The organism is Variovorax xiamenensis (assembly GCF_050916385.1).
In the GTDB taxonomy this organism is placed as follows: Bacteria; Pseudomonadota; Gammaproteobacteria; order Burkholderiales; family Burkholderiaceae_C; genus Variovorax.
The window spans coordinates 2,164,948-2,185,611 of sequence record NZ_CP139038.1 but is presented as its reverse complement, the minus strand read 5'-3'; the positions used below and the strand labels follow the sequence as shown (position 1 = coordinate 2,185,611).

18 protein-coding genes are annotated in these 20,664 nt (G+C 68.6%); 9 read left to right on the top strand and 9 right to left on the bottom strand.

The features are described 5' to 3' along the window. Positions 1 to 17 precede the first annotated feature (17 nt). Together SFB74_RS09605 and SFB74_RS09600 are read right to left on the bottom strand one after the other, a co-directional pair. Positions 18 to 662, bottom strand: a complete 645-nt coding sequence (locus SFB74_RS09605) for a class I SAM-dependent methyltransferase (protein ID WP_432730565.1) — start codon at positions 660 to 662, stop codon at positions 18 to 20. 37 nt (positions 663 to 699) lie between these two features. After that, the gene (locus SFB74_RS09600) at positions 700 to 1,413 is read right to left on the bottom strand and encodes a helix-turn-helix domain-containing protein (RefSeq protein ID WP_432730563.1); all 714 of its coding nucleotides are present in this window, start codon (positions 1,411 to 1,413) and stop codon (positions 700 to 702) included. A 203-nt stretch (positions 1,414 to 1,616) separates the two neighbouring features. On the opposite strand from SFB74_RS09600, the gene SFB74_RS09595 reads away from it, so the two are divergent. The 8 genes from SFB74_RS09595 to SFB74_RS09560 all read left to right on the top strand — a co-directional run bounded on the left by SFB74_RS09595 (position 1,617) and on the right by SFB74_RS09560 (position 11,330). Then, entirely contained in the window at positions 1,617 to 2,774 is a 1,158-nt protein-coding gene (locus SFB74_RS09595; RefSeq protein ID WP_432730562.1) for an NAD(P)/FAD-dependent oxidoreductase, read from the top strand. A 62-nt stretch (positions 2,775 to 2,836) separates the two neighbouring features. Then, positions 2,837 to 4,288, top strand: coding sequence for a M81 family metallopeptidase (locus SFB74_RS09590; protein WP_432730561.1), 1,452 nt, complete (start codon positions 2,837 to 2,839; stop codon positions 4,286 to 4,288). Positions 4,289 to 4,340: 52 nt separating this feature from the next. Further along, the gene (locus tag SFB74_RS09585) at positions 4,341 to 5,933 is read left to right on the top strand and encodes an ABC transporter substrate-binding protein (RefSeq protein ID WP_432730560.1); all 1,593 of its coding nucleotides are present in this window, start codon (positions 4,341 to 4,343) and stop codon (positions 5,931 to 5,933) included. A 24-nt stretch (positions 5,934 to 5,957) separates the two neighbouring features. Beyond that, complete coding sequence (locus tag SFB74_RS09580; protein WP_145760392.1) at positions 5,958 to 6,893, top strand: ABC transporter permease; 936 nt, start codon at positions 5,958 to 5,960, stop codon at positions 6,891 to 6,893. Between the two features lie 8 nt (positions 6,894 to 6,901). Then, complete coding sequence (locus tag SFB74_RS09575; RefSeq protein WP_432730558.1) at positions 6,902 to 7,819, top strand: ABC transporter permease; 918 nt, start codon at positions 6,902 to 6,904, stop codon at positions 7,817 to 7,819. Positions 7,820 to 7,832: 13 nt separating this feature from the next. Further along, positions 7,833 to 8,864, top strand: a complete 1,032-nt coding sequence (locus SFB74_RS09570; RefSeq protein ID WP_432730557.1) for an ABC transporter ATP-binding protein — start codon at positions 7,833 to 7,835, stop codon at positions 8,862 to 8,864. Continuing rightward, entirely contained in the window at positions 8,861 to 9,853 is a 993-nt protein-coding gene (locus SFB74_RS09565) for an ABC transporter ATP-binding protein (RefSeq protein ID WP_432730555.1), read from the top strand. Before SFB74_RS09570 ends, SFB74_RS09565 begins: the two co-directional genes overlap by 4 nt. A 16-nt stretch (positions 9,854 to 9,869) precedes the next feature. Further along, positions 9,870 to 11,330 carry an N-acyl-D-amino-acid deacylase family protein gene (locus tag SFB74_RS09560; RefSeq protein ID WP_432730553.1) on the top strand — a complete coding sequence of 487 codons (1,461 nt, stop codon included), beginning with the start codon at positions 9,870 to 9,872 and terminating at the stop codon, positions 11,328 to 11,330. A gap of 6 nt (positions 11,331 to 11,336) precedes the next feature. Here the strand turns inward: SFB74_RS09560 and SFB74_RS09555 are convergent, their stop codons facing one another. The 5 genes from SFB74_RS09555 to SFB74_RS09535 form a co-directional block, all read right to left on the bottom strand. Further along, positions 11,337 to 11,540, bottom strand: coding sequence for a hypothetical protein (locus SFB74_RS09555; RefSeq protein WP_432730551.1), 204 nt, complete (start codon positions 11,538 to 11,540; stop codon positions 11,337 to 11,339). A 144-nt stretch (positions 11,541 to 11,684) separates the two neighbouring features. Beyond that, positions 11,685 to 12,596, bottom strand: coding sequence for a ZIP family metal transporter (locus tag SFB74_RS09550; protein WP_432730550.1), 912 nt, complete (start codon positions 12,594 to 12,596; stop codon positions 11,685 to 11,687). A 117-nt stretch (positions 12,597 to 12,713) separates the two neighbouring features. Then, positions 12,714 to 13,613, bottom strand: a complete 900-nt coding sequence (locus SFB74_RS09545; protein ID WP_432730549.1) for a dienelactone hydrolase family protein — start codon at positions 13,611 to 13,613, stop codon at positions 12,714 to 12,716. A gap of 102 nt (positions 13,614 to 13,715) precedes the next feature. Then, on the bottom strand, positions 13,716 to 14,429 hold the full coding sequence (locus SFB74_RS09540) for an aspartate/glutamate racemase family protein (protein ID WP_432731904.1): 714 nt from the start codon (positions 14,427 to 14,429) through the stop codon (positions 13,716 to 13,718). Positions 14,430 to 14,498: 69 nt separating this feature from the next. After that, positions 14,499 to 15,389, bottom strand: a complete 891-nt coding sequence (locus tag SFB74_RS09535) for a transporter substrate-binding domain-containing protein (RefSeq protein WP_432730548.1) — start codon at positions 15,387 to 15,389, stop codon at positions 14,499 to 14,501. Between the two features lie 202 nt (positions 15,390 to 15,591). Between SFB74_RS09535 and SFB74_RS09530 the strand changes: the two genes are divergently transcribed. Further along, positions 15,592 to 16,818, top strand: a complete 1,227-nt coding sequence (locus SFB74_RS09530) for a D-amino acid dehydrogenase (protein ID WP_432730547.1) — start codon at positions 15,592 to 15,594, stop codon at positions 16,816 to 16,818. Here SFB74_RS09530 and SFB74_RS09525 read toward each other — a convergent pair. Further along, complete coding sequence (locus SFB74_RS09525) at positions 16,751 to 18,325, bottom strand: PepSY domain-containing protein (RefSeq protein ID WP_432730546.1); 1,575 nt, start codon at positions 18,323 to 18,325, stop codon at positions 16,751 to 16,753. The genes SFB74_RS09530 and SFB74_RS09525 overlap by 68 nt on opposite strands. Positions 18,326 to 18,341: 16 nt before the next feature. Next, positions 18,342 to 20,552 carry a TonB-dependent receptor gene (locus tag SFB74_RS09520; protein ID WP_432730545.1) on the bottom strand — a complete coding sequence of 737 codons (2,211 nt, stop codon included), beginning with the start codon at positions 20,550 to 20,552 and terminating at the stop codon, positions 18,342 to 18,344. Positions 20,553 to 20,664: the final 112 nt, after the last annotated feature.

Genomic DNA, 20,664 nt, shown 5'->3' with positions numbered 1-20,664 from the left:
GGAAAACCCAAACAGGCTCAGCGCCTGCGAGCCACGATGAAGGGGCGCCTGTCCTTGTCTTTTCCCCTGGAGGCATGGCGCTCCGTGGCCTGGATGTCGAAGCCCGCCTCATGCATCGACCGGCCCAGGCCTGTCGCGCAGAAGACAGCTGCATGCGGCGCAATGCGGATCGCGCGCATCGCCGGCAGCAAGGCACGCCCGATGAGCGGATTCATGTCGCCCACGCAAGGCGTCTTGGAAATGAACAGTCCTTCGGGCCCGAGCAGCGCGTGAATGCAGCGCAGCGTGCCCGGCAGATCGCGGACCAAGTGCAGGTAGTTGAACCCGAGGACGACGTCGAAATGCGCGGCATCCGGCATGAGCTGCTCCGCGGTCGCGACGCGGAATGCGAGGGACGGAATGGCAGCCGCGGCAAGCTTCTCGTCGGCGATCGCGATCATCCCGCTGGCGATGTCCGTCGCGAGGTACTCGCGCACGTGGCCCGCAAGCCGCAGCGCCGTCGTTCCCGTTCCACAGCCCAGTTCCAGCACCCTCGCGTCCGGGCTCATCAGGGACCGGGTCCGCTCCAGCGTGCGCTCGTACCCGGCCTGATCGGCGATCGTGCCTTTCGCGTACCTGCGCGAGATACGGTTCCAGAAGGCAGCGTCGCTCGCCAGGCTCATCGCGGGTCGCCTTTCATCCAGTCCTTTTCAGCCCTTTTCAACCCTTTACGCCGCGACCGGTCTTCTTCACCGTCGCAGGCTTGCGCACCGGCTTCAGCGCAGGCGCTTCCCGCGCCGACTTCATGTGCCCGCTCTCGCCGATGGTCATGCCGACGATGCGCGCGAGCTGCCGGCTCACGCTGATGTAGGCGTGGCCCAGGCGGCTGTCGAAGTAGAGCGAATCGCCCTTGGCCATTCGCACCACGTCGCCGTTGTCGAAGTGCACCTCGATCTCGCCCGACAGCACATAGGCGAACTCCTCTCCACCGTGCCGCACGAAATCTTCCGGCCCATGGATCTGCCGCGCGTGCACCGTGCCGACGATGGGACTCATCTGCTTGCCCGCCGCGGTGGTGCCGAGGAATTCGTAGGCGATGGAAAGCCCCTTGTAGACCACGCCCTTGCCCGCGCGCGTGACCACCGGCCCGTCGAGCTGCGCGGGCTTGACGCCGGCGCCCGCGAACATGGCGTTCATGTCCATCTCCAGCGCGCGGCCCAGCGCGGTGAAGTTCTCGTAGCCCAGCGCGAGCTGGCCGCGCTCGGCGCGCGAGATGGTGGTGATCGACACGCCCGAGCGCTCGGCCAGCTGCGCCAGCGTCCAGCCGAAGCGCTTGCGCGCGGCGCGCAGGCGGTTGCCGAAGGTGGCGCGGTCCAGCGTGGGCGGCTCATCCCTGGGCCTGGTGCCCGTCTTGGTCCCTGTGTGTGGATTCACGCTTGGCTTTCTCTTGTGATGCCAGTGGATTCTGCCAGCCAGGGCCCGCGCCATCCATGCCAACCCGCATGACGCGGGCCCGGAAGTTGCGTATACGCAAATTGCGCGAACGCAAATTTCACCGATGCGGTGCATCATGGTTTCCCCTTGGCACCCCTGAATCAATTTGCGTATCCGCAAATTTCTTCCTACACTTTTCGGCGATGACTTCCAGCACCCAAGAGCCCGTCGTGGCTGACTTCCTCGTGATCGGCGGCGGTATCGCCGGGGCCTCGGTGGCCCACTGGCTCGCGCCGCACGCAAGCGTGATCCTTCTCGAACGCGAATCGCAACCGGGCTACCACTCCACCGGCCGCTCTGCCGCGCTCTTCATGGAGAGCTACGGCACCGCGCAGGTGCGCGCCCTCACCATGGCGAGCCGGGCCTTCCTCGAACATCCTCCCGAAGGCTTCTGCGAGCACCCGCTGCTCACGCCGCGCGGCGCGATGATGGTCGCGGGCGCCGAGCACATGGCCGAGCTCGAAGCCCACTGGCAGGTGCTGCGCGACATGGGCGCCGGCGCCTCGCGCCTGAGCGGCGAGGAGGCGCGCGAGATGGTGCCGGCGCTGCGCCCCGAGCAGGTGCAGGGCGCGGTATACGAGCCCGACGCCGCCGACATGGACGTGCACGCCATCCACCAGGGCTACCTGCGCGGCATGCGGCGCGCGGGCGGCCAGCTGGTCTGCGACGCGGGCGTGACGGCCATCGAGCGCAAGGGCGAACGCTGGCGCGTGGAAGCCGGCGGCGCGGTGTACGAGGCTCCGGTGGTGCTGAACGCGGCCGGCGCCTGGGTCGACACCATCGCGCGCCTGGCCGGCGTGCCGCCGCTGGGCATCGAGCCGCGCCGGCGCTCGGCCTTCATCTTCGCGCCGCCCGAAGGCCAGAGCGTCGCGCACTGGCCCATGGTGTTCGGCGCCGACGAGGGCTGGTACATCAAGCCCGACGCCGGCATGCTGCTCGGCTCGCCGGCCAACGCCGATCCGGTCGAGCCGCAGGACGTGCAGCCGGAAGAGATGGACATCGCCATCGCCATGCACCGCATCGAGGAAGCGACCACGCTCGCCATCCGGCGCCCCACGCGCACCTGGGCCGGCCTGCGTTCCTTCGTGGCCGATGGCGACCTGGTGGGCGGCTTCGAGCCCGGCGTTCCCGGCTTCTTCTGGGTAGCGGCGCAAGGCGGCTACGGCATCCAGACCTCGGCCGCCATGGGCGAGGCCTGCGCCGCGCTGGCGCGCGGACTGCCGCTGCCGGAACGCATCGCCTCCTTCGGGCTCACGGCCGAGATGCTGGGCCCGCAACGGCTGCGCGCGGCCGCGGGCTGATCCCGGCTCGATCCCGGCCTGTTCCCGACAACACACACAGAACCACTCCACGAGGTCCGACCATGCGCGTCTTCAGTGCTTCCCTTGCCACCGAAACCAACACCTTCGGCCCGATGCCGACCGGCCTCGCCTCCTTCAAGGACCGCGGCTACTTCCCCGCGGGCAAGCACCCCGACGCGATGACACTGTTCTCGGGCCCGCTGTGGGCCGCGCGCATGCGCGGCGCCGACAAGGGCTGGACGCTGTTCGAGGGCATGGTGGCCGGTGCGCAGCCCAGCGGCACCACCACGCGCCACGCATACGAGACGCTGCGCGACGAACTGCTGAACGACCTGCGCGCGGTGCTGCCGGTCGACATGGTGCTGCTCGGCCTGCACGGCGCGATGGTGGCCGACGGCTACGACGACTGCGAGGGCGACCTGCTGGCGCGCGTGCGGCAGATCGTCGGGCCCGACGTGGTGATCGGCGCCGAGCTCGATCCGCACAACCACCTCACGCCGGAGATGATCTCCAACGCCGACGTGATGATCTCCTTCAAGGAGTACCCGCACACCGACGTGCTCGAACGCGGGCTGGAGCTGGTCGACATCTGCGCCGCCACGGTCGAGGGCAAGGTGCGCCCGGTGCCCGCGGTGGTCGACTGCGACATGATCGTCACCGTCCATACCTCGCGCCAGCCCGCGCGCGGCTTCGTCGAGCGCATGCAGTCGCTCGAGGGCAGGAACGGCGTGCTGTCGATCTCGCTCACGCACGGCTTCTCGTGGGGCGACGTGCCCGAGATGGGCACCAAGGTGCTGGTCTACACCGACGGCGACAAGGCCCAGGCCGACCTGCTTGCACGCCAGCTCGCCGACGAGGTCATCGCCATGCGCGACGGCCTCACCGTGAACTACCCCGGCATCGATGCCTCGCTCGACGAGGCCCTGGCCTTCGACGGCGGCCCGGTGGTGCTGGCCGACGGCGCCGACAACCCCGGCGGCGGCGCGGCGAGCGACTCCACATTCATCCTGCGCCGCATGGTCGAGCGCGGCATCACCAACGCGGCGCTGGGCCCGCTGTGGGACCCGATCGCGGTGCGCATCGCCTTCGATGCCGGCGTGGGCGCCAGGCTGCAGATGCGCATCGGCGGCAAGATCAGCCCGCTGTCGGGCGACCCGCTGGACGTCGAGTGCACCGTGAAGGCGCTGAAGCACGACCTGGTGATGACCGGCCTTGCCGGCACGCCCACGCTGATGGGCGACTGCGCGCTGGTCGAGGCCAACGGCATCGAAGTCGTGCTGATCACGCTGCGCAACCAGGCGATGGGCACCGACCTGTTCACGCAGCTCGGTTGCGACCTTGCCGCGAAGAAGATCATCGTCGTGAAGTCGTCGCAGCATTTCTACGCGTCGTACTCCAAGGTGGCGAAGCACGTCATCTACGCGGGCGCGCCGGGTGCGGTCACGCTCGATCTGAATACGCTGCCCTACCGCAAGGCCCGCCTGCCCAAGTGGCCGATCGGCGTCGCGGCCTGAGCCGCTCTCCTCCTTCTTTTTCCTGCTGCCTTCCCTCACCGGAGAACCGACGATGAAACGACGGACGCTTGGCGCTCTCGCCGCCCTGGCCCTTTCCACCGCCTTCGCGGCGAGCCTTCCCGCGCATGCCCAGACGCCACAGCCCAAGACGCTGAAGGTGGTGGCCCATGCCGACCTGAAGATCCTCGACCCGACCTTCACCACCGCCTACATCTCGCGCAACTTCGGCTACATGGTGTACGACACGCTCTTCGCGCAGGACGCAAACGGCAAGCCGCAGCCGCAGATGGTCGAGAAGTACACCGCCTCGAAGGACGGCAAGCAGTGGAGCTTCACGCTGCGCCCGGGCCTGAAGTTCTCCGACGGCAGCGCCGTCACCTCGGCCGACGCGGTCGCCTCGCTGCAGCGCTGGGCCGCACGCGACAGCCTGGGCCGTGCGATGACGGCCAGCGGCGCCGAGTGGAAGGCCACCGACGCGCGCAGCTTCACGCTCACGCTCAACGAACCCTTCGGCATGGTGCTCGACGCGCTGGCCAAGCCCTCGGGCTTTCCGCCGGTGGTGCTGCCCGAGCGGCTGGCGAAGATGCCGGCCACCGCGCCGCTGACGGAAGTGCTGGGCTCCGGCCCGTACGTGTTCAAGCGCGACGAATGGGTGCCGGGCAACAAGGCCGTGTTCGTGCGCAACCCGAACTACGTGGCGCGCAGCGAGCCGCCGAGCGGCCTGGCCGGCAGCAAGAAGAGCAATTTCGAGCGCGTGGAGTGGCTCTACCTGCCCGACGCCAACAGCGCGGTGGCTGCGCTCAAGCGCGGCGAGGTCGACATCATCGAGCAGCTGCCGCCCGACTACATCGCGCCGCTGCGTGCGGACACGGGCGTGAAGATCGGCTCGGGCGGCGCCTACCAGGGCTTCCTGGTGATGAACCAGCTGCACGCGCCTTTCAACAACCCGAAGGTGCGCCAGGCGCTGCTGCAGGCCGTGAGCCAGGAACGCTTCATGGCGGCCATGGGCTTCCCGCTGGACATGCGCATGGCCTACTGCGCGACCTATTTCATCTGCGGCAGCCCCAACGACACGGCCGCCGGCGCCGAGCCCTACCGCAAGGCCGACGTGGCGAAGGCCAAGAAGATGCTCGCCGACGCCGGCTACAAGGGCGAGAAGGTGGTGCTGCTGGTGCCCAGCGACGTGCCCTACCTGAACGCCGAGGCGCTGATGGCCGCGCAGACCATGAAGAGCATCGGCCTGAACGTCGATGCCCAGACCATGGACTGGGCCTCCATCGGCGCGCGCCGTGCCAAGCGCGACGCACCCGACGCGGGCGGCTGGAACATGTACGTCACCGTGGCCGGCGAGTTCGACGCCAACTCGCCCATCAGCAACGCCTACCTGAGCGCGGCCTGCGGCAACACCCTGCCCGGCTGGCCCTGCGACAAGCAGCTGGACGACCTGCGCACTTCATGGCTGAAGGAAACGGTGCCGGCCAAGCGCAAGGAGTTGCTCGACGCCTTCCAGGCTCGCGCATACGAGGCCGTGCCCTACATCAACGCGGGCCAGTACTCGGCCGCCTTCGCCGCGCGCACCAGCCTGAAGGGGCTGGACAAGCTCTGGTCCGGCATGCCGACGGTCTGGGCGCTCGACCGGCAGTAACGACAAGGATTCGAGGGCATCGCCATGGGCTACATCGTTCGACGCTTCATCGCGACCCTGCCCGTCATGGCGGTGGTGGCCGTGGTGGTGTTCCTGCTGATCCACCTCTCGCCGGGCGATCCGGCCGCGCTCATCGCGGGCGACCTCGCCACCACGGAAGACATCGAGAAGCTGCGCGCCGCGCTGGGCCTGAACCTGCCGCTGTGGCAGCAGTTCGGGCTGTGGATCGGCAAGCTTTTCACCGGCGACCTGGGCACCTCGATCTTCACGCAGATGCCCGTGACGCAACTGCTGGGGCAGCGGCTGGAGCCCACGGTGTCGATCGCCGCGCTGACCATGCTCATCACGCTGGTAGTGTCGGTGCCGCTGGGCACGCTCGCGGCGTACCGCGCGGGCAGCTGGATCGACCGCCTGGTGATGCTCTTCGCCGTGCTGGCCTTCTCGGTGCCGGTGTTCCTGGTGGGCTACCTGCTGGTCTACAGCTTCGCGATCCAGCTGCCGTGGTTCCCGGTGCAGGGCTACGTGCGCTTCGCCGAGGGCCCGGTGGAGTGGCTGCGCTCGCTGGTGCTGCCCTGCGTGAACCTCGCGCTGGTCTACATCGCGCTGGTGACGCGCATGACGCGCGCCACGGTGCTCGAGGTGCTGCACGAGGACTACATCCGCACCGCGCGCGCCAAGGGCCTGGGCGTGCTGCCGGTGCTGGGGCATGCGCTGCGCAACGCGGCCATTCCCATCGCCACCACCGTGGGCGCGGGCATCGCGCTGCTGATCGGCGGCGTGGTGGTCACCGAGACGGTGTTCGCCATTCCGGGCGTGGGCCGTCTCGTGATCGATTCCGTGCAGCGGCACGACTACCCGGTGATCCAGAGCGTGCTGCTGCTGTCGGCGGGGGTGTACGTGCTGATCAACCTGCTGATCGACCTGAGCTACCGCCTCTTCGACCCGCGCATCCAGTATTGAACCGCTTCATGTCCACCGTACTTCCCATGAGCGACATCGACATGCCCGCGACGCCTGCCGCCGAAGTCGCGCAGCCGGTCGAGGCCCCTTTCGTTCCGCCGCGCTTCCGTTGGCTGCGCAAGCACCCGACGCTGATCGTCGGCGCGCTGCTGCTGATCGCGGTGGCGGCGCTTTCCATCGCCGCGCCATGGATCGCCACGCACGACCCGCAGGACATCGACCCGCTCGCGCGCATGCAGCTGCCTTCGGCCGAGCACTGGTTCGGCACCGACGCGTTGGGCCGCGACGTGTTCAGCCGCGCGGTGTGGGGCGGACGCGTTTCGATGATCGTCGGCGCCTCGGTGGCGCTGTTGGCCACCTTCTTCGGCGTCGCGCTCGGGCTGGTAGCCGGCTTCGTGCGCTGGGCGGACGGGCCGATCATGCGTGTGATGGACGGCCTCATGGCCATTCCCGGCATCCTGCTGGCCATCGCGCTCATGGCCGTGACCCGCGCCAGCCTGACGACGGTGATCGTCGCCATCACGGTGCCCGAGATACCGCGCGTGGTGCGGCTGGTGCGCTCGCTGGCGCTCACGCTGCGCGAGCAGCTCTTCGTGGAAGCCGCGCATGCGGTGGGCACGCGCCTTCCGGTGATCCTGGTGCGCCACGTGCTGCCGAACACCGTGGCGCCGCTGATCGTGCAGGCCACCTTCGTCGCGGCCGCCGCCGTGCTGACGGAAGCCGCGCTCTCCTTCCTCGGCGTGGGCGTGCCTTCGCAGACGCCGAGCTGGGGCAACATGATGGCCGAGGGCCGCAACTTCGTGGCCGTGGCCTTCCACATCATCCTGTACCCCGGTCTGCTGCTGGCGGCGACGGTGCTGGCCATCAACCTGCTGGGCGACGGCCTGCGCGACGCGCTCGACCCGCGCCTGGCGCGGCAACTGTGAAGGAGGACATGCCATGACGATCACCATGTCCCACACCGCGCTCGCCCCCGGCGAGCCGCTGCTCGAGGTCGACAACCTGCGCACGCACTTCCACACGCTGGCGGGCGTGGTGCGTTCGGTCGACGGGGTCTCCTACACGGTGCGCGCGGGCCGCACGCTCGGCGTGGTCGGCGAGTCGGGCTGCGGCAAGAGCGTGACCGCGCTGTCGATCCTGCGGCTGGTGCCCACGCCGCCCGGGCGCCACATGGGCGCGGTGCGGCTGCGCGGCACCGACCTGATGCAGCTGAACGAACGCGAGATGCGGCAGATCCGCGGCAACCGCATCTCGATGATCTTCCAGGAACCGATGACCTCGCTGAACCCGGTGCTCACCGTGGGCCGGCAGATCGCCGAGACGGTGCAGCTGCACCAGAAGGCCAGCCGCGCCGACGCGATGAAGCGCGCGGTCGAGATGCTGCGCGTGGTGCAGATCCCCGAGCCGGAGCGCCGCGTGAACGAGTACCCGCACCAGCTCTCGGGCGGCATGCGCCAGCGCGTGATGATCGCCCTGGCCCTGGCCTGCAACCCCGAGGTGCTGATCGCCGACGAGCCGACGACAGCCCTGGACGTGACGATCCAGGCGCAGATCCTCGACCTCATCAAGCGGCTGCAGAAGGAGCTGGGCATGGGCGTGGTGATGATCACGCACGACCTCGGCGTGGTGGCCGAGAGCTGCGACCGCGTGGTCGTCATGTACGCCGGAAAGAAAGTGGAGGAAGCCGATGTGGTCGACCTGTTCGACCGCCCGCTTCACCCTTACACCCGCGCGCTGATGGCCTCGATGCCCGCGATGAACACCGCGAGCACGCGGCTCACCGAGATTCCGGGGCTGGTGCCGGCCGCGCACGAACTGGGACGCGGCTGCGCCTTCGCGGCTCGTTGCAGCCAGGCGCGCGAACGCTGCCGCGCCGAGACGCCGAGGCTGGCACAGCAAGGCGGCGACCACGTTGTGGCCTGCTTCGCAGTCGAAGAAAACTGGGCAGGTGCCGAGGAGATCGCCGCATGACGACAACCGCTGCAACGCCATTGCTGCAGGTGCGCAACCTGCGCAAGCACTACACAACGCCCAAGCGCTGGCTGCGGCCGGCCAAACCATCGATCCAGGCGGTGGACGGCGTTTCCTTCAATGTCGCGCGCGGAGAGACGCTGTCGCTGGTCGGCGAGTCGGGCTGCGGCAAGACGACCACGGCCAAGTCGGTGATGCGGCTGGTGGAGCCGACCTCGGGCTCGGTGGAGCTCGAAGGCCAGGAGCTGCTGTCGCTTTCCGCCGAAGACATGCGCATGCGCCGGCGCGACCTGCAGATCATTTTTCAGGACCCGTATGCCTCGCTGAACCCGCGGCTGACGGCCGGGGAGATCGTGGCGGAACCGCTGCGCAACTTCGGCATGGGCGCATCGGCCGAACGGCGCGAGCGCGTGCAGTGGCTGTTCTCGCGCGTGGGGTTGCGGCCGGAAGCGGTGAAGAAGTTTCCGCACGAGTTCTCGGGCGGCCAGCGGCAACGGCTGGGCATCGCGCGCGCCCTGGCGCTGAACCCGAAGCTGATCGTGTGCGACGAGCCCGTGTCCGCGCTCGACGTGTCGGTGCAGGCGCAGGTGGTCAACCTGCTGATGGACCTGCAGGCCGAATTCGGCATCGCGTACCTCTTCGTCGCGCACGACCTCGCGGTGGTGCGCCACATCAGCCATCGCGTGGCGGTGATGTACCTCGGCCACATCGTGGAGATCGCCGACCGCGACACGCTGTTCTCCGCGCCGCTGCATCCGTACACCGAGATTCTTCTGTCGGCGGTGCCGGTGCCCAACCCGCGCACGCCCGCGCGTCGCATGCTGCTGCAGGGCGACCCGCCGAGCCCGGCCAATCCGCCTTCGGGCTGCCGCTTTCACACCCGCTGCCCGATGGCGCAGGCCGTGTGCAAGGAGAAGGCGCCGGAGCTGGGCGAGCGGCCGTCGTCGTCCGCGAACGGAAGCCATCTGGTCGCCTGCCATTTCCGCTGAAGAAAGGATTCATCCCGTGTCCGAAAAGCTCCCCCACTACGAACTGCTGATCCGCGGCGGCACCGTGATCGACGGCACCAAGGCGCCGCGCTTCGATGCAGACATCGGCATCGTGGGCGACCGCATCGTCGCCATCGGCAAGCTCGCGGGTCACACGGCCGAGCAGACGATCGACGCCACCGGACGCATCGTCGCCCCCGGCTTCATCGACTCGCACACGCACGACGACCAGGCCGTGCTGTCGCAAGCGCAGATGCCGTTCAAGGTGTCGCAGGGCGTGACCACGGTGGTGGCGGGCAACTGCGGCATCAGCGCCGCTCCGCTGCGCGCCGAGATGGATCTGCCCATGCCGCTGAGCCTGCTCGATTCGCCCGCAGAGGGCCGCTTCACCAGCTTCGCCGCGTACCTCGATGCGCTGCGCGCGACGCCGTTGTCGGTGAACGTGGCGGCGATGGTGGGCCATTCGACGCTGCGCGCGGTGGCGATGGCCGCCCTCGACCGGCCCGCGAACGATGCCGAGATCAAGGCCATGCAGGCGATGGTCGAGGAAGCGATGCAGGCCGGCGCCATCGGCCTGTCGACCGGCACCTTCTATCCGCCGGCAGTGAAGGCCACGACCGAGGAAATCATCGAGGTCGGCCGCCCGCTCAGTTCGCGCAAGGCGCTGTACGTGACGCACATGCGCGACGAGAGCGACCGCGTGATGGAGTCGCTGGAGGAAACCTTCCACATCGGGCGCGCGCTCGGCATTCCGGTGGTGGTGTCGCACCACAAGGTGCAGAACACGCGCAACTTCGGCAAGACGAAGGTCACGCTGCCCTTCATCCAGGAGGCGATGAAGCACCAGTGCATCGGCCTCGACTGCTACCCCTACACGGCCGGATCCACCATGATCCGCACCGATCGCGGAATGATGGAAGGCCGCGTGCTCATCGCCTCGAGCGTGCCGCACCCCGAATGCGCGGGCCGCGACCTGAAGGACATCGCGGCCGAATGGGGCGTGTCGGGCGAGGAGGCGGCAAAACGGCTGCAGCCCGGCAGCGCGATCTACTTCATGATGGACGAGGACGACGTGCAGCGCATCCTCTCCTTCGACGAGACCATGATCGGTTCCGACGGCATTCCGCTGGGCGACAAGCCGCATCCGCGCCTGTGGGGCACCTTCCCGCGCGTGCTGGGGCACTACAGCCGCGACGTGGGCCTGTTCCCGCTGGAGACTGCCGTGTGGAAGATGACGGGGCTCACCGCGCGCAACTTCGGCCTGCACGAGCGCGGCACGCTGAAGCCGGGCCACCACGCCGACGTGGTGATCTTCGATGCCGCGACGGTGCGCGACACCGCGAACTACGAATCGCCGATGCGGCCTGCCGAAGGCATCGATGCGGTGATCGTGAATGGCGCCCTCACCTGGCGCAACGGCGCGCACTGCGGGGTGCGCAACGGGCAGGTGATCACGCGGCGCGAAACGGCTGCCTGAGAGGGCTCAATCAGGCGCGTTCATGACCCGGTCGAACTCCTCGTCGGCCGGCACGTTGTCCGCGTCGAGCTCGCTCGCATCGGAAAGATCGATCCCCGTTTCCTCCGAAAGATCGTCGCCGACGTCGGCATCGGGCTCCTCGAAATCGTCTGCGGGCGTGTTGTCCTCATCGTCTTCGGCGGGCGAAGCGGATCGCGCGGTGGCATTCATGATCTGGTCCTCGGCTGATTTCTGACAGGCCCCCTATGGTGCGCCTGTTTCGGCCGTTCCGGTTCATCCGGCGCGCGGCGTCGGTGTCGGAAAGTTTCGCGCCGCCAATCAGCCAGCAAGCCAGCCAGTCCGCCGACCGGCCGGTCAGTCCTTGTGCACGTGGCCATGCTCCCCGTGGCCCGGGTCGTCATGGCCGTGGTCGTGCCCGTGCTCGCCGTGCGCGAGGCGGCTCACCAGCGTGACCAGCACGATGCCCGCGGCCAGCCAGAGGATCTGCGCGGCCGTCTGGCGAGCGGGCAGGCGCTTCTGCAGTTGCGGAATCAGGTCGGCCAGCGCCACGTAGACGAAGCTGCTGCCCGCCAGCACCAGGAAGTAAGGCAGCCAGCCATGCAGCTGGTCGACCAGCCACCAGCCCACGATGCCGCCCAGCGCGGTCATGGTGCCTGCGAGCGACACCTTCACCAGCGCCGCGCGCTGGTTGGCCGAACTCTGGCGCAGCACGACGAGGTCGCCGATGTGGTGCGGAATCTCGTGCGCCAGCACCGCGAGGGCTGCCACCAGGCCCAAGCGCAGGTCAGCGGTGAAGGCGGAGGCGATCAGGATGCCGTCGCCGAAGCAGTGCACGCTGTCGCCGGTGAGCACGGCCCAGCCGCCGGTGCGGGGGCCGTGGTCGTGCGCGTGGGAATGGCCGTGGGAGTGATCGTGGCCATGGTGATGGTCGTGCCCCCCGTGGCCGCCAGCCCCGCTCTTCTCCTCGCCATGGTGATGCTCGTGCCCGTGGTGCCACAGCTCGGCCTTGTCGAGCAGGAAGAAGAACACCAGCCCGAACAGCAGCACGGCGAACAGCAGCGCGGGTTCGATGCGGCTTTCGAAGGCCTCCGGCAGCAGGTGCATGAAGGCGGTGGCGAGCAGCGCGCCGGCCGCCAGGCTCAGCAGGTGCTGCGGGTTCACCCCGCCCGAGCCGCTGCGCACGCCCACCTTCAACAGCAGGGCCGCGACCCACACGCTTCCGATACCGGCAACCAGGGTCGCCGCGATGATGACTATCAAATTCATAGCTGCTTGCGCAAGAAAGACGGCCCCCGAGACTGTTTCAGGGCCGCATACCGTTCATAAAAAGAGAAAGGCCGTCACGTGGACGGCCTTCGGCGGGGATTGGCTGACGGGCGCCGTTCAGGCGACGCCGTTGGCTTTGAACCAGGCCGTGGCGCGTTGCCAGCCGTCTTCCGCCGCGCTCTTTACATAGCTGGGGCGGTAGTCGGCATGGAACGCGTGTCCCGCTTCAGGGTACACGACGAAGCTCGACGCCTTGGCCGCCGGGGTCCCGGTTGCCAGAGCTGCTTTCATCTTATCAACCGTGTCAAGGGGGATCCCCTGGTCTTTTCCGCCGTAGAGGCCGAGCACCGGCGCCTGCAGGCCGGCGGCAATGTCGACGGGGTGCTTGGGCGTCAATTCGCTGGCCTGCCCGACCAGGCGGCCGTACCAGGCGACGCCCGCCTTGACCTTGCCCGTGGCCACATAGAGCCAGACGATGCGCCCGCCCCAGCAGAAGCCGGTGATGCCGGCCTTGCTGGTGTCGCCGCCGTTGGCCTTGGCATAGGCCAGGGCGCCGTCGAGGTCGGCCATGACCTGCGCGTCGGGCACCTTGCTGACGATGTCGGCCTGCAGCTTCGGAATGTCGGTGTAGCCGCGGGGGTCGCCCTGGCGCGCATAGAGCTCGGGCGCGATGGCCAGGTAGCCGAGCTTGGCGAAGCGGCGGCAGGTGTCGGCGATGTATTCGTGTACGCCGAAGATCTCCTGGATCACCAGGATCACGGGCAGGCCGGTCTTGCCCTCGGGCGCGGCGGCATAGGCAGGCACCTCGAAGCCGTTGACGGTGTACTTGACCGGGCCGGCCTTCAGTCCGTCCGCCGGGGTGCTGATGGCGGTCTGCGCCATCACCGGCATCACCGCGGCCGCATAGCCGACGCCGATGGCGGCCTTGAGGGCGGTGCGGCGCGTGGCGCCCTGCTCGGTGCTGTCGCCGGGGCGAAGCGAATCGAAGTCGGAACGGCTGTCGTTGTCGAGAGGCATGAATCGGGCTCCGGTTGGATCGTCGGACAAGGGACGTGGCGCTGTGAAAAAACGCACGCCGCAATGTAGGCGAAATCGGCCGGTGACCCTATGCCCCGAACTTCATTGGGGTTGGTGCGGCCCGTACGCCCGCCGGGCCAGTGCCGCGGCAAGCACCTGCGCGGGGTCGACGAGGTCGAGCCCCGCCACCGCGGCAGAACCCTGCAGGCCCAGCGGCACCTCGGTGCAGCCCATGACGATGGTGACCGGGCCATGGCGCCCGGCCAACCGCAGCGCCACCTCGGAGAAGCATTGCTCGGCGAGCTGCATGTTGCCGGCCTTCACGCCGTCGAAGATGCCGCGCGTAATGATCTGGCGCTCTTCGGGCAGCGGCACGTGGCATTCCAGCCCCTCCTCGGCCAGCGCCTGTTCGTAGAGGCGGATGCGGTAGGTGCCTTCGGTGGCCATCAGCGCCACGCCCGTCGCGCCCTGTGCCGCGAGGTGGCGCGCCGTCTCGCGCGCCATGTGCAGCAGCTCCACCTGCGGAAAGCGCTCCTGCAGGCTGGCATGCCAGGCATGCGCCGTGTTGCAGGCGATGGCCACCGTGCGGCTGCCGAGCGCCGCCAGCCGGCCCAGCGCCTGCAGCATCGGCTCCAGCGGCTGGTGCGCACCCTGGTCGGCCGAAGCCAGTGCCTCGGTGCGGTCGGGCACCGGCACCTGCGCGAGCCAGTGCTCGGGAAAGGACTGGTCGCGCACCGGCTCGCCGCGCGCACGCATCTGCTGCGTGCAGGCCTGCACGAAAAGCCGCACGAAGTCGGCGCCCGCCGCCGGGCCCATGCCTCCGAGAATGCCGACAACCTGCGTCACTGCAACTTCCTTTTCTTTCTCTCTCTCGCCGCGCCGTTGTCAGGTCGCGGGCTTGTCGCTCAGCGCCTTCAGGTTTTCCTTCAGCTGCGGGCTCATCGGCAGGTTGAGCGGCACGTTCTTCGGCGGAATCGGCTGCATGAACCACTTGTTGTAGAGCTTCTCGAATTCGCCGCTCTTCATCATGCCGGCGAAGGTGTCGTCAACCAGTTTCTTGAAGGCGGGGTCGTCCTTGGGCAGCATGCAGGCATAGGGCTCTACCTGGAGCGAGTCGCCCACCACCTCGTAGTCGGTCGGCGCCTTGGAGTTGGCGATCAGGCCGTACAGCAGGATGTCGTCCATGGCGAAGGCCACGGCGCGGTCGCTCTCGACCAGCAGGAAGGCATCGGCGTGGTCCTTGCCGAGCACGATGTCCATGCCGAGGTTCTTCTCGCTGTTGTACTTTCGCATGACCAGCACGTTGGTCGTGCCGGTGGTGCTGGTCACTGTCTTCTTCGCGAGATCGGCGTAGTTCTTGATCTTCGACGACTTCTTCACCAGCAGGCGCGTGCCGGTATAGAAATGGTTGATGGCGAAGGCCACGTCCTTGCCGCGCGCGGTGTTGTTGGTGGTGGAGCCGCACTCCAGGTCGATGGTGCCGTTGGTGATCAGCGGAATGCGGTTCTGCGAGGTCACCGGCATGAGCGCGACCTGCAGGTTGGGCTTGTTCAGCTTCTTCTTCACCGCCTCGACCACCGCGTTGGAGAGCTCGACCGCCATCCCGATCGGCTTGTTGGGGCCGTCCAGATAGCTGAAGGGCACCGACGATTCACGGTAGGCCAGCGTGATCTTGCCGGACTCGGCGATCTTGGCGAGCGTGTCGGCGGCGTGCGCGCCGGTGGCGGTGAAGAGCACCGTGGCGGCCATGGAAGCCATCAGGACGGAGAGTTTCATTCGAGCCTTCATTCGGTTGAACTGAACAGGCGGCCAGTGTAGGAAGGGGAGAAACAAAACCACAAATTCCAATAGAAAGCTGATCCATGCCCAAAGGTTATGGGCGGCGGTTCTTTTGGCATTTCCGGCCGGGGCCGCGCGCGCCTACAGTCACGCTCACCGTTCCCGATCCAGTCAATTCAATCTCCGGAAAGCTGCCCCCATGCATGTGTGTGTGCTCGGCGCCGGCATCGTGGGCCTGGCGACCGCCTGGCAGCTCGAGCGCCAGGGCCATCAGGTCACCGTGATCGACCGCGCCGCCCCCGGCTCGGGCGCGAGCGGCGGTAACGGCGCGCAGCTCAGCTACTCGTACGTGCAGCCGCTGGCCGACCCGTCGATCTGGAAGCAGCTGCCCAAGCTGCTGCTGTCGCCCACCTCGCCGCTCAAGCTGCGGCCTCAGCTCGATCCGCTGCAGTGGCGCTGGGGCATGGAATTTCTCGCGGCCTGCAACGCGCGCACCTCGCGCGACACCACCGCGAGGCTGCTGGAGCTGGCCGCATCGAGCCGCGTCGAGTTCGAAACCATGCGCGCGGAGCTCTCGCCCGACTGCGATTTCTCCGCCACCGGCAAGCTGGTGCTGTACGCCAGCCAGGCATCGCTCGAAGGCGCGCGGGCGCAGCTCGAGCTGCAGCGCACCATGGGCAGCGAACAGCGGCTGGTGACGCCCGAGGAGTGCGTCGCCATCGAGCCCGCGCTCGCCAGCTACCGCAGCCATATGGCCGGCGCCGTCCACACACCGAGCGAATGCGCGGCCGACTGCCTCAAGGTGTGCATCGAGCTGACGAAGGCATTGAGCGAGCGCGGCGTGCGCTTCATGTCCGGCGTCGACGTGCACGGCTTCGCACGCAGTGGAAACCGCGTCGCCGCAGCATCCACCAGCCAGGGCGACCTGGAGGCCGACGCCTTCGTGATGGCGCTGGGCTCGGCCTCGCACAAGCTGGGCCGTGCGCTCGGCGCCTACCTGCCGGTGTATCCGCTCAAGGGCTACAGCATCACGGTAGAGGTCGACCCAGCCCCCGGCGCCGCACCGCGCGTGAACGTGACCGACAGCGCGCGCAAGGTGGTGTTCGCGCGCATCGGCTCTCGCCTGCGCGTGGCGGGCATGGCCGAACTGGTGGGCCACGACGCGAGCATTCCGGCCACGCGCATCGAGACGCTGTCGGCCGCCACGCGCGCCCTCTTCCCGCATGCGAGCCGGCTCGAAGAGTTGCACCCGTGGACCGGCATGCGCCCCGCCACGCCCAAGGGGCTGCCGATCATCGGGCGGCTGCAGGGCGCGCCGTCGAACATGCTGTTCAACACCGGCCACGGCGCGCTGGGCTTCACGCTGGCCTTCGGCTCGGCGCTGCGGATTGCGCAGGCGCTGGACCCCGGGGCTTCGCACCCCTGAGCTTGCGGCCGAGGCGCCGCCAGCCGATGACCACGCCGGTCAGGCTCAGCACCGCGCCACCGAGGCTCAGGACGACCAGCACCACGTCCCACAACGGGCGGCGCTCCAGCAGCGGCAGCCAGTCCCAGCTGTGCAGCATGGCGAATAGCCAGCGGCTGGCACGGCGATGGCTGTCGATGCGGCCGAGGACGGTGCCGGTCAGCGGATCGACGTGCACCCAACTCGCGGGAGCATCGGTGAAAACGACGCGCCAGACGGGCAGCGGCTTGTCGGTGCCGCCGGTCATGGTGTGCGCGTCGCGCGCGTAGTAGTGGTTGTCGTAGGCGCGCAGCACGTCGATGCGCGCGATCGCTTCGGGCAGCAGGCGGGCGACTGCGCGTTTCAGTGCTTCGGCGTCAAGCGTGTACGGCTGGGCGGTGATCGCATCGCGCACCATGGGCCGGCCCGCGGCGGTGCTGGCCAGCACCAGCGTCTGCCCCGCGCGCCGCACCCAGTTCAGTTCGCGCACGCCGCCGCTCGTCGAGGCCAGCACGGCAGTTGGCGAAGCATCCTCCATGCCCACCGTCAGCGCCCCGCCGTTCATCGCATCGACGCGTAGCGCGGCTGCCTTGCCGTCAAACACGCGCCATGGGTTCATCGACATCAGCCCGCTGAAGATCCATGTCAGCGTGACGAGCGCGAACAAAAGCCCGCTGATGTGATGCCAGCGCATCATGAAGCCCTGGTACGGCGAGTGCGATCCGCTCCTGTAGACATGCCTGAAGCGCCAGCGCATCACGCCCACGACCGTTCCCGTCAGCGCGACGGCGATGCCGGCGATGGAAAGCCAGTTGACGATGTCGGCCCAGTACGGGTCGAGCGCGGTTCCACGCAGCGGGTAGAGCCAGTGAATCCACGCGCCGGCGTAGTTCCAGAGGCGCTCCGCGCGCGGCGCATCGCGCACCACTTCGCCGGTCTTTCCCGACACGTAGAGCCGCGTCGCCTGCGCATCGGCCAGCTCGACCACGTGAAGCGGGCGATGGGCATCGAGCCCGCGCGAATGCGTGAAGGCGTCCTCGTCGATGCTGCCGCGATAGTCCACCGCCACACCGGCACCGGCATAGGCCTCGGCGCTCGCGAGCACGCGCTGGCGGTCGACCTCGCGCAGCACGCCGCCGGTCAGCGCATCGACCACGACCGTGCCGCTGCCCGGTGGAGTCCGTCGCGCACCCGGTGCCGCCTCGCGTGCGGGCACGACGAGGTACACCGCTCGCCCGCCGCTGGCCACCGCCAGCCGCAGTGTCTGCAGCGGCCCTTCGATGCCCGCAGCCTCCAGCGCCTGGGCCGGCCCCAGGAGCGGCTGCGACGCATCGAGCGGCGGCAGGTGCTGCAGCCGCTCGGCCTCCGTGAGCTTGGGGTAGCCCACGTACATCATCACCACGCCCGAGACGAACCACATCGCGAAGAAGGCGCAGGCGACGATGCCCAGCCAGCGATGGACAAGGAACAGCCAGCGCTTGAAATGCATGGCGTTTCTCCTCCCGCTAGAAACTCACGCGCAGCGCGACATCGGCCGTGCGCGGCGCACCGAGGTAGGCGAAGGTAGTGCCCACGTTCGCCGCGTAGACGCGGTTCGTCACGTTGCGGATGCGGCCCACCACGGTGACGGAGGGGCTCAGCTTCCAGCTCAGCCCCAGGTCGAGCAGCGTGTAGGCCGGCCAGCTCGTCGTGTTGGCCGCATCTGCATAGACCTTGCCGACATGCCGCAGCCCCGCGCTGGTCTGCAGCTGTGGCGTGATGGCATACGACGCCCAGAGGTTGGCGACCACGGCCGGCGTGTTGGTCGGCGTTCGGCCCGCGAGCGAAACGCCGCCCTGCGTGAAGCGCTCGTAGCGCGCATCGACGTAGGTGAGGTTGCCCTGCAGCGACCACCGTGGCGTGGGCTGCAGCCCCAGCGCCAGCTCCACGCCCTTGGACGACTGCTCCCCGACGAGCACCGTGAGCGCGCTGTTGTTCGGGTCCTGCGACGCGATGTTGCTGCGGCGGATGCTGTAGGCCGCGAGCGTGGCCGTGCCCTTGCCCTGCCAGAAATCGAGCTTGCCGCCGACCTCCGCCTGCCGGCCCGTGGTGAGCTCGCTGTTGTTGCGCACGTCGGCGAAGGAAGCCGTGGACAGCACGCCCGAAGGCGGATCGGCAGCGGTGGCGTACTGCGCGTAGAGGCTGGCGCCGGGCGCGACGTCCCACACGAGGCCGATGCGCCCGGTGGTCGGCTTGTAGCCGCGATGGAAGGTCGCCGGATTGGCGGCGTCCACTGTGCGCCGGTTGACCAGGTCGAGGTCGATGCGCTCGTGGCGCAGCGCCGTCACCAGGTGCAGCGACGGCTGCAGCGCGGTGCGGTTCTCGAGGTAGAGCGCCGTCGTGGTGACCTTGTTGCTGCGGTCGGGGCGAAAGCCCGGAACCATGCCCGGCACCTCGAAGAAGCGCTCGGTGGCGAAGACGTACGGGTTCACCGTGCTCACCACCGCCGGCAGGCTGTTGGGAAAGCGCGTCTGCCGGTTCACGCTGAAGTCCAGCCCGAAGGCCCAGTCGCTGCGCAGGCCGCCGAGCTGCCCCTTGTAGATGCCCTCGACGCGGTTGCCGACCAGGTCCTGGTCGTGCCGCTGCAGCAGCGCGCCGGAGCGGCTCACCGCCGTGTTGGCGGCGTTGTAGCGATAGCTCTCGACGTTGCGGTAGTCGCGCAACGCGTCGTAGGCATAGAAGGTGTTCCTGAACTGCAGCGCATCGGTGGCCTGCAACTCGGTCACCGAGCGCAGCCACTGCACGCGCTGGGCGTAGATGCCGTCGGCGCTGTTGTAGTTCTTGAAGCGGATGTCGCGGTCGATGCGCATCGTGCCGGCCACGGGGTTGAGCACCGGCGTTCCCCAGTAGGGTCGGTCGACGTGCTCGTCCTGGTACTCGTAGGCCAGCGTGTGCTTCACGCCGCCGCCGAAGTCGGACACCAGCGAGGCCGCCATCTGCGTGGCCTTGCCGCGCGTGCCGTCGGTCCAGCCGTCGGCCTCTCGGCGGTTCACGTCGATGCGTGCGTAGTGGCTGCCCGCGCCGCCCTCGCCTGCGATGCGGCGGTTGAGCCCGAAGGAGGCCTCCCTCAGGTTCTGCGTACCCAGCCGCAGTTGCGCCTCGGCGAAGTCGCCTCGCTCGGCGACCTTGGTGATGTAGTTGATCGAGCCGCCCAGCGCCCCGGAGCCGAAGAGGAAACTCGACGGGCCGCCGATGGCTTCGACGCGGTCGTAGATCCAGCTGTCCACCGGACGGGCCGCGATCGAATACTGCACGTTGATGCCGTTGAACAGCTGGGCGATGGAGTTGCTGCCGAAGCCGCGGTAGCTCACGCCGATGTTGCCCGGCGCGTCGTGCGCGGTAATGCCCGGAATCGCGCGCAGTATTTCCTGCGTGTTCTGCGCGCCGCGCGCATCGATGACGGCCCGGTTCACCACCGTCACCGAGGCTGGCGTTTCGCGCGGCGTGAGGCCGAGGCGGCTCGCGGTGTCCGAAGGCGTGTCGAGGTCGAGCCGGCCATTGGGCGCGGGCGTGCTCTCGGTCACTTCGATCTGCGGCAAGGCATGCTGCTGGGCCCATGCCGGCGCGCCGGAAGCGCCGAACAGGGCCAGCAGCCCGACCGCGGAAGTGGATGGAACAAGGGAAGGCAAGGCCCCGCGCAAGACGGCACCGCCCGTGAAAAGGGAACGACGTGGCATGGAATCTCTCTTTGCGGCGGCGTGCCCGAACAGCAACGCCTGCCGCATGACGACCGGAAGCTCACCGCGCCGCCGGTGCTTGCCGGGCGGCGACGAGTGAAGGAGGAAACGG